At 45.1% G+C, this 7,945-nt stretch carries 7 protein-coding genes; all 7 read left to right on the forward strand.

What is annotated here, in order from left to right; genetic code table 11:
• The coding region (locus QZ375_RS12975) for a DNA adenine methylase (RefSeq protein WP_295219677.1) at positions 1–347 on the forward strand (347 nt) is incomplete at its 5' end.
• A gap of 21 nt (positions 348–368) precedes the next feature.
• Positions 369–611, forward strand: a complete 243-nt coding sequence (locus QZ375_RS12980; protein WP_021681564.1) for a hypothetical protein — start codon at positions 369–371, stop codon at positions 609–611.
• Between the two features lie 113 nt (positions 612–724).
• A complete protein-coding gene (locus QZ375_RS12985) occupies positions 725–4,252 on the forward strand; it encodes a SpaA isopeptide-forming pilin-related protein (RefSeq protein ID WP_295219678.1) in 3,528 nt (1,175 codons plus the stop codon).
• On the forward strand, positions 4,221–5,285 hold the full coding sequence (locus QZ375_RS12990) for a SpaA isopeptide-forming pilin-related protein (protein ID WP_295219679.1): 1,065 nt from the start codon (positions 4,221–4,223) through the stop codon (positions 5,283–5,285). The genes QZ375_RS12985 and QZ375_RS12990 overlap by 32 nt, the downstream gene beginning before the upstream one ends.
• Positions 5,272–6,048, forward strand: a complete 777-nt coding sequence (locus tag QZ375_RS12995) for a class B sortase (RefSeq protein ID WP_295219680.1) — start codon at positions 5,272–5,274, stop codon at positions 6,046–6,048. Before QZ375_RS12990 ends, QZ375_RS12995 begins: the two co-directional genes overlap by 14 nt.
• Entirely contained in the window at positions 6,045–6,395 is a 351-nt protein-coding gene (locus QZ375_RS13000; protein ID WP_295219681.1) for a DUF3852 domain-containing protein, read from the forward strand. Before QZ375_RS12995 ends, QZ375_RS13000 begins: the two co-directional genes overlap by 4 nt.
• A 15-nt stretch (positions 6,396–6,410) precedes the next feature.
• Complete coding sequence (locus QZ375_RS13005) at positions 6,411–7,817, forward strand: DUF3991 and toprim domain-containing protein (RefSeq protein ID WP_295219682.1); 1,407 nt, start codon at positions 6,411–6,413, stop codon at positions 7,815–7,817.
• Positions 7,818–7,945 lie beyond the last annotated feature (128 nt).

Genomic DNA, 7,945 nt, shown 5'->3' on the forward strand with positions numbered 1-7,945 from the left:
TTGAAAAGCTCATCCGGCAGTATGACCGCCCGGTGAGCTTTTTCTATTGCGATCCACCGTATTTTTCCACGGAGGATTATTACAAAGATGTCGGGTTTACAGCAAAAGATCATGTCAGATTGCGTGATACATTGCTGCATATTTCGGGAAAATTTTTAGTTTCCTACAACGACTGTCCGGAAATCCGGGAACTTTGGGACAATCCGAATATCCATATGGAAGAAATCAGCAGACTAAACAATCTGGCACAGAGGTACGACGGCGGATGTATGTACAATGAGCTGTTGATTTCCAATTACGATACCAGCGAGAGAGCGAAAATGACAAGGCAGCTCTCTCTTTTTTGACGATGATGGAGGAATTGATGTATGAAAAAAGTGATTTTTTCACAGATTTTAGCCGGAAACGGCGTGACAAATTTCAGCGGGCTGTTTGATGAAAATGGCCTGCCGGTGCGTGTGGAACTGGAGAAAAATGCGGACGGCGTCGTCCTTACCGTTCTGCGCAGAGAATTATCGGAGGACGAACAGCAGGAAATCTGCATGGATTATGAACACTGCCAGGATTGTCCGCTGTGGGAACAATGCGATGCGGAGTGTGATGAAATATGATCCTTGATTGGTTCTGTACAAAAATTCGTTCGCCGACTTTTTCGGTAAGGTTCAGCAACAAAAAAACGCATTACAGCACGTATTTTCGTGCTTTTTTGAAAGGAAGTTTGTATATGTTCAAAAACAAAATATTGAAAAAACTGGGCGCAGGTCTGATGGCAGGACTCTGCGCTTTTTCTATGCTGGGAACTTCGATGGGAGGTTCATACAAAACAAGCGCAGCAAGTACATCGACGGAAAATGCTGCATTCCCATCCGCTGATACGGTCATTGCAAAGGCAGCAACGCTTCTGGGAACGCCTTACACCTTCGGGAACAAAGGTTATTCTGGTATCTACACCCAGGGTGCATATGCACCGCTGTCCGTCAGCACGATCAACAGTCTTGGTATCGACTGTTCCGGACTTGTGTACTACACGCTGACCCAGCTGGGGTACAGTACATCGGGATTTTCGTGGAACAATCCCGTTCCTGTGGACACAGCACATTGGCTGACGGTCAGTGACAGCTGTACGATTACCTACGGCGGAAAGACATCCAACATTGACATTGAAAAACAGAACGTCAAAACGGAGGAGCACCCCTACTGGGAATGCGCCGACGGCTCCACCATCACGGCTGGTTCGGTAGTGGTTGCGGAGACAAAAAACATCAACCATGCCTGGATTTACATGGGCGAGTTCAATTCCCGAAACGATGTGGTATCCTATCTGAAAAGCATCGGCGTTCCGGAAAGTCTTATCACTTCATCAACAGTCGGCAGTGGAAACGGCGACGGCGGTACCCACTGGCGCATTGAATCCAACGGTTCTCAAGGTGTGGTTATTAACAATAATACAGACGGTAAAAAAACAACTGCGCTGAATACTTCGGCATTTCGCATTACCCAGAATGATGCGACTTTCCGTATCAAAAAGTGTCTGGACGGAACGTCTCAGATTGTCGGCAAATCCACAGTGGACGGCAGCACGGCGAGATATGGAGTGTATAGCGACCAGTCTTGCAAAACAAAGGTTGGAGAAATCATAATTGGCGCAGACGGGACTGGTTCGATAAAGCTGCCGATCGGAAGCTATTACGTCAAAGAAATATCCGCTCCGAAGGGCTATGCACTTTCCACAAAGGTTTACACATTGAAAGCCAACCAGACTGTGACGGTTTATGAGAAATTTCAGACCGGAACAATTCAAATCAATAAGACTTCTGAAGATAATGTTGTGAAAGATATCGAATTCAAGGTGACTGGTTCGGACGGAAGTTCGTATACAAAAAAGACCGATTCAAAGGGCATTGCGGAGTTCTCTGCGCTCAATGTTTACGATATGAAAACGGGAAAAGCTGTGACTTATACGGTTTCCGAAATCAATGTTGCCACAAGATATGAAACGCCAAAGGCACAAAATGTGACGCTGACAAGCGGAAATGCAGACCTGACGGTTACCGCTAATTTTGTCAATGATCTGAAAAAGGGTTCGATCAAAATTAATAAGCAGTCAGAAGATGGTGAGAACGGAGATCGTGAATTTACCATTACCGGCGGTGGAAGTATCTACACAGTGAAAACTGGTTCTGATGGCATTGCGATTCTCAGTGATATTCCTGTTTACGACAGCAATAACCAGAAAATTGTGTACACCATTTCCGAGAAAAATGTTCCGATTAAATATGTTGTTCCAGCAGACCAGACCGCTACGCTGACTGCGGATGCAACTGTGGATGTCACATTTGAAAATGTGCTGAAAAAATTTACTGCCGAGGTTGTAAAGAAAGATGCTGAAACAGTCACGGCGCAAGGAGATGCGACTCTTGCCGGAGCGGTATATGGGTTGTATCTGGATGGCGATCTTGTAGACACCTATACCACTGATTCGGATGGATACTTCAAGACAAAAGAATATGTCTGCGGCAGCTATACGATTCAGGAAATTTCCCCATCTGAAGGCTATCTATTGGATGAAACTGTGTATTCTGTTGGTGCGGAAGCCAAGAACTATACTGCAGAAAGTAACATGATTTCCGTTGCTGTGACAGAGGATGCGGTCAAGGGAAACATCTCCATCATGAAGCATTCTGATGATGGCAGCACACAGATTGAAACACCCGAAGTTGGAGCAGAATTTGAGATATACCTTAAGAGTGCCGGCAGTTATGAAACTGCAAAGGATTCCGAAAAAGACTACCTTATCTGTGATGAAAATGGATTTGCAAAGACAAAGGATCTGCCATACGGCGTGTATACGGTACATCAGACAGCCAGTTGGGAAGGCACGGAACTCATTTCAGATTTTGATGTCACTATCAGTGAAAACGGTAAAACCTATGCGTTTCTTTTGAACAATCGGGAGTTTGAGAGTTATGTCAAGGTGGTAAAGGTGGATTCCGAAACAGGCAATATCATCCCTTACGAGGGCGCTGGCTTTGCCATTTACGACGCTGACGGAAACAAGATTTCCATGTCCTACAGTTATCCTGCGCTCACGACGATAGACGTCTTTTATACCAATTCTGAGGGCTATCTGATCACTCCGGAAGTCCTTCCCTATGGCGAATATTCGCTGGTTGAGGTACAAGCTCCCTATGGATATGTGCTGGACAGTACGCCTGTGCCCTTTGCAATTTCCGCTGAAAGTGCAGAGGAAGAAAACGCTTTGACCATTGTAAAAGTGAACAAGGAAAATACTGCGCAAAAAGGCAGAATCAGCATTCAGAAAACCGGCGATGTTTTCAGTTCCGTCACTGCACTGGGCAGTGCGATTTCCATTGATGAAAACGGAGTTGTTCATGAGGACGGACAGACCACATATACCCCTGTTTTTGAGAAAAAAGGGCTTGCCGGCACTGTATATCAGGTGATTGCAAGCGAGGATATTGTGACGCTGGACGGCACGATTCGTGCCAATGCAGGAGATGTTGTGGCAGAATTGACAACTGACGAAAACGGTTATGCGGAAACGGATTTATTGTACCTCGGTAAGTATGAGGTTAAGGAGATTCAAGCGCCTTACGGCTATGTATTGAACAGCGAATCGCAGTTTGTAGAGCTTGTGTATGCTGGGCAGGAAGTCGCTGTGAGAGATACGGTAAATCAGGCATTTGTCAACGACTATCAGGGCGTGGAAATCAGTCTGGAAAAGGTTATGGAAAGCGATGAAACCTTTGGCATCTCGGCAGAAAATAGTGCAGTCAACGTTCGATTTGGATTGTTTGCAGCGGAAGAAATTGTGGCTTCTAACGGCTCAGCGATTCCTGCGGATGGTTTCATTGCGGAGGTTTCTCTGGATGAAAATATGACTGCGGTGATCGCAGAGAAAATCCCGTTTGGCAAGTATTATGTGCAGGAAATTGCAACCGATGAACGCTATATCCTGAACGGCAAAAAGTATCTTGTGGACTTTGAATATATGGGACAGGAAGTCACAACAGTCAATATTGATTGCGGTCAGTTTGAAAATGAGCTGAAGCGTGGGAAAATCGAAGGAATCAAAGTAAGAGCCTGTTCAGTATCTTTTTATGTGCGGATTTTCGAGCATAATTTTGTCGTTTACAAGGAAAAAATCCGCAGGCATACTGACGTATGGCAAGGATTTTCGACGCAGTTAACGGCAAAATTTGCCGAAAAGACGTGCAAAAAAAGATGCTGAACAGGCTCTAAACGAATCCGATGAACCGCTGGAGAATGCACTGTTTGGATTATTCTCATCTGATTGTGATGAATTCATCGCCGATAATGCATATATGACGGCTGAGTCCGATGAAAATGGATATTTTGCGTTTGATAAAGTTCCTTACGGCGAGTATATTGTCAGAGAAATCAAAGCTCCCACAGGCTACATTCTCAGTGAGGAAAGCTATCCTGTGACAATTTCTGTGGACGGTGAAATTGTGGAAATTACAGCTGAAAACAAGCCGATTACCATTGAAATCTCCAAACAGGATGTGTATGGAGAAGAGCTTTCCGGCGCAGAAATGGAGCTTATCAACAGCGATGAAGAAACGGTTGAAAAATGGACTTCCGACGGCACAAACCATGTTGTTACTGAGCTTCCTGCCGGAGATTACACACTGAAAGAAATCGCCGCACCAGTTGGCTATGTGATTGCAACCGATATCAATTTTACAGTCGACGTTTACGGCAATGTTACTGTAGAAAACGTAGACGCAGTCGCTGTTTCGGAAGACGGCAATCCGCTAATTGTCATGATTGATAATACCACAAAAGTGCGGATCTCCAAACAGGATATCACCACCGGCGAGGAACTGTCCGGTGCTGATTTGCAGATCATTGACAAGAACGGGGACGTGATCGAGGAATGGACTTCTACCAACGAGCCGCATTATCTCGAGGCAGTTCTCAAAGCTGGCGAAACTTACACGCTGCATGAAGTCATTGCACCGGACGGCTACGCTATTGCAAATGATGTGGAATTCACGGTGAATGCAGACGATACAGTGACTGAAGTTGTCATGTACGATGAAGCGATTCCGGTAACAAAATCTACGCCCAATACCGGCGACAGCGGCCGAAATCCGCTGGCGTATCTGATGCTGGCTGGCAGTGTGGTTATTTTCACGGCGCTTATTATCAGCAGAAAAAAGAAGCGCAGAAGTGAAAAGGCTGATAAAAACGCCGCTTTCTGCCCGGATTTTGTTGAGGTGGAACATGAAAACGAATAAGAAAAAAGCAATCCGCATGGGGCTGGCTGTGATCGCAGCTGCTCTCCTCTGCGGGGGAATGTATCTGCTGTTTGGGAACGATATTGCGCAGAAAATGAAATGGAATCAAATCAAGGGATATGCGCCGGATTCTGAGGTATGCGAAGCGTTGGACGAAGCTGTTCAGTTGAATGAAAATCTTGGAATCACACAGGAAACCGCAGATGAATTGACATCTCAGGTGCAGGAATTAAGGGAAGCCTATGACAATTCCATCGGCTGGATCTATGTGCCGGATACACATATCAACTATCCAATTATGCAGTCAAGTGACAACGATTTTTACTTGCATCATGGGGCGGACGGCAGCTATCTGTACGCCGGTTCCATCTTTTTGGATTACCGCTGTAACGCCGATTTTTCAGATGTTTCCAATATTTTATACGGCCACAATATGAGCAACCGTTCCATGTTTGCAGATGTGATAAATTTCACCGACAGAACATATTTTGACAGCCACCGCTATGGCTGGCTAACCGCAGAAAATGATGTGTATTGCGTGTATTTTTTCGGGGTGGACGTGACGGAAAATACCGGAGGAATTTACAACACTGAATCCGACTGGCGGACAGTGATGGGCGAAGTTATAAACCGTGCGGTAATTTACGATGACATTGAAATTGCCGATACGGATCGTCTTGTGATGCTGTCCACTTGCACTGGGGCAAACAGCTCTTCCCGGACAGTTCTGGTTGGAAAAATCATGGAGGGTGAAAATACATGAAATTAATTATGAGTACAAGAACAAAAAAGATGATGATTGCAGTGGCTGTAGTGATTGTGATGACCACTTTTTGCAGCCTGACGGTTTTCGCAGACGGCGAGGTAGCTGGTGCGGTGGAAAACACTTGGAATTCTGCCAAAGGGCAGATCAAAACGATTGTGGACAATGTGGTATTCCCCGTAATTGACGTAATTCTGGCGATTTTGCTGTTTGTGAAGATCGCAACTTCATACATGGATTATCGCAAGCATGGGCAATTTGAATGGACGGCTCCGGCGATTCTGTTCGGTTGTCTGATATTTTCTCTGACTGCACCACTGTATTTGTGGAGTATTGTCGGGCTTTAAGGAAAGGATGCAAATATGCCGTATATTCCATACACAGAGGAGGAAAAACAGCTTGCGAACAGCGTGGACTTGACGGAGTTTCTCCGCATGAGAGGCGAAAAATTAGAAAAAGCCGGACGAGAATACAAGTTGATCTATCATGACAGCAGCGGGAAACACGACAGCATTACAATTCATGGCGCAGCTTGGTTTGATCACAAGAATCAGGTTGGCGGCGGTGCGGTCAAATTCATGCGGTATTTCTATGGCATGGATTTTCAGACTGCCATGAACGAGTTGCTGGGAAGAAGCGTTGCCCCGATTGCCCACAGTCCGCCGAAAGCGGCTGTGCAGGAAGAAAAAATAAAGGGATTCCGCTTGCCGGAAGCGAATTTGGATATGCACAGAGTTTATGCCTACCTCATAAAGCAGCGCTTTATTTCGCCGGAAATTATCACATATTTTGCAAAGAGGCAGCTGATTTTTGAGGATGCAGAGCATCATAACGCAGTGTTTGTGGGCATGGATGAAAACGGCATCCCCCGTCAGGCACACAAGCGTTCCACCAATTCTTTCGGGAAACCGTTCCGCATCACCTGCGAGGGTTCGGATACCAAATACAGCTTTGCGCATTTCGGAAATTCTGAGAAATTATTTGTGTTTGAAGCTCCGATCGATCTTTTATCGTATCTCACGATGAATCCTGAGAACTGGCAGGAGCAATCATATATCACCATGAACGGCGTATATGAAAATGCTGTGCTAACTGCACTTGAAAATCATAAAAATCTTACGGAAATTGTGCTTTGCACAGATAACGATGCAGGAGGAATTGATGCTGCTGAACGTCTCACGGATATTTTGAGTGAAAATGGATATGAAACCATCTCAAGAATTTTGCCGCAGAATAAGGATTTTAATGAGGATTTAAAGGAATTTCACGGCGTGGAGTTCCTATCTGCTGTTCCTCATTTCCGTAAAGAAAAATACCATGAAATTGCGTCAGATTTGCAATATTTCAAATGCAATCCTGACAGAATGCTCGACCGGATTTCCAAAACATTTCAAAATAGACAATACCGATATCTTGCTGAATATGCATTAGCCGCATCAGCATTTTTTATCGGCAGAAAAAACGAAAATGCAATGTTTGAGAAGTTAAAATCCAAGCTATCGGATGAATACGGAGCGTATGCAGACAAGGGAAAACTGTGTGCCAAACAGGACAACTTAAAATACGCTTATCAGTCGGTCATGCGTGATTTGCGGTATACGCAGTCACGTACAAAGGAACAGGTGATTCAGACTGCAAAGCTGTTGTATCAGCTTGCAGACTGTGCTGTGAAATGTGAAGTGGAACAGGAATTGTCTGCACCGCAGCCCATGCAAGAGGAAACGCAGACCAAAGAACCATCGGAGGTGCTGCACATGGAATATGGATAACACGGAGGTGTTCTAAGTGGCACAAAGTCAACTGATCGGCATTATCATGATGTCGGTCATTTTTGTTTTATTGCTAAGAGCCTGTTTAGTATCTTTTAAGAATAATGCGGATAAAAGCGAGGGAAACC

The sequence above is a fragment of the Ruminococcus sp. genome (assembly GCF_019417665.1).
GTDB lineage: Bacteria > Bacillota > Clostridia > Oscillospirales > Ruminococcaceae > Ruminococcus_C.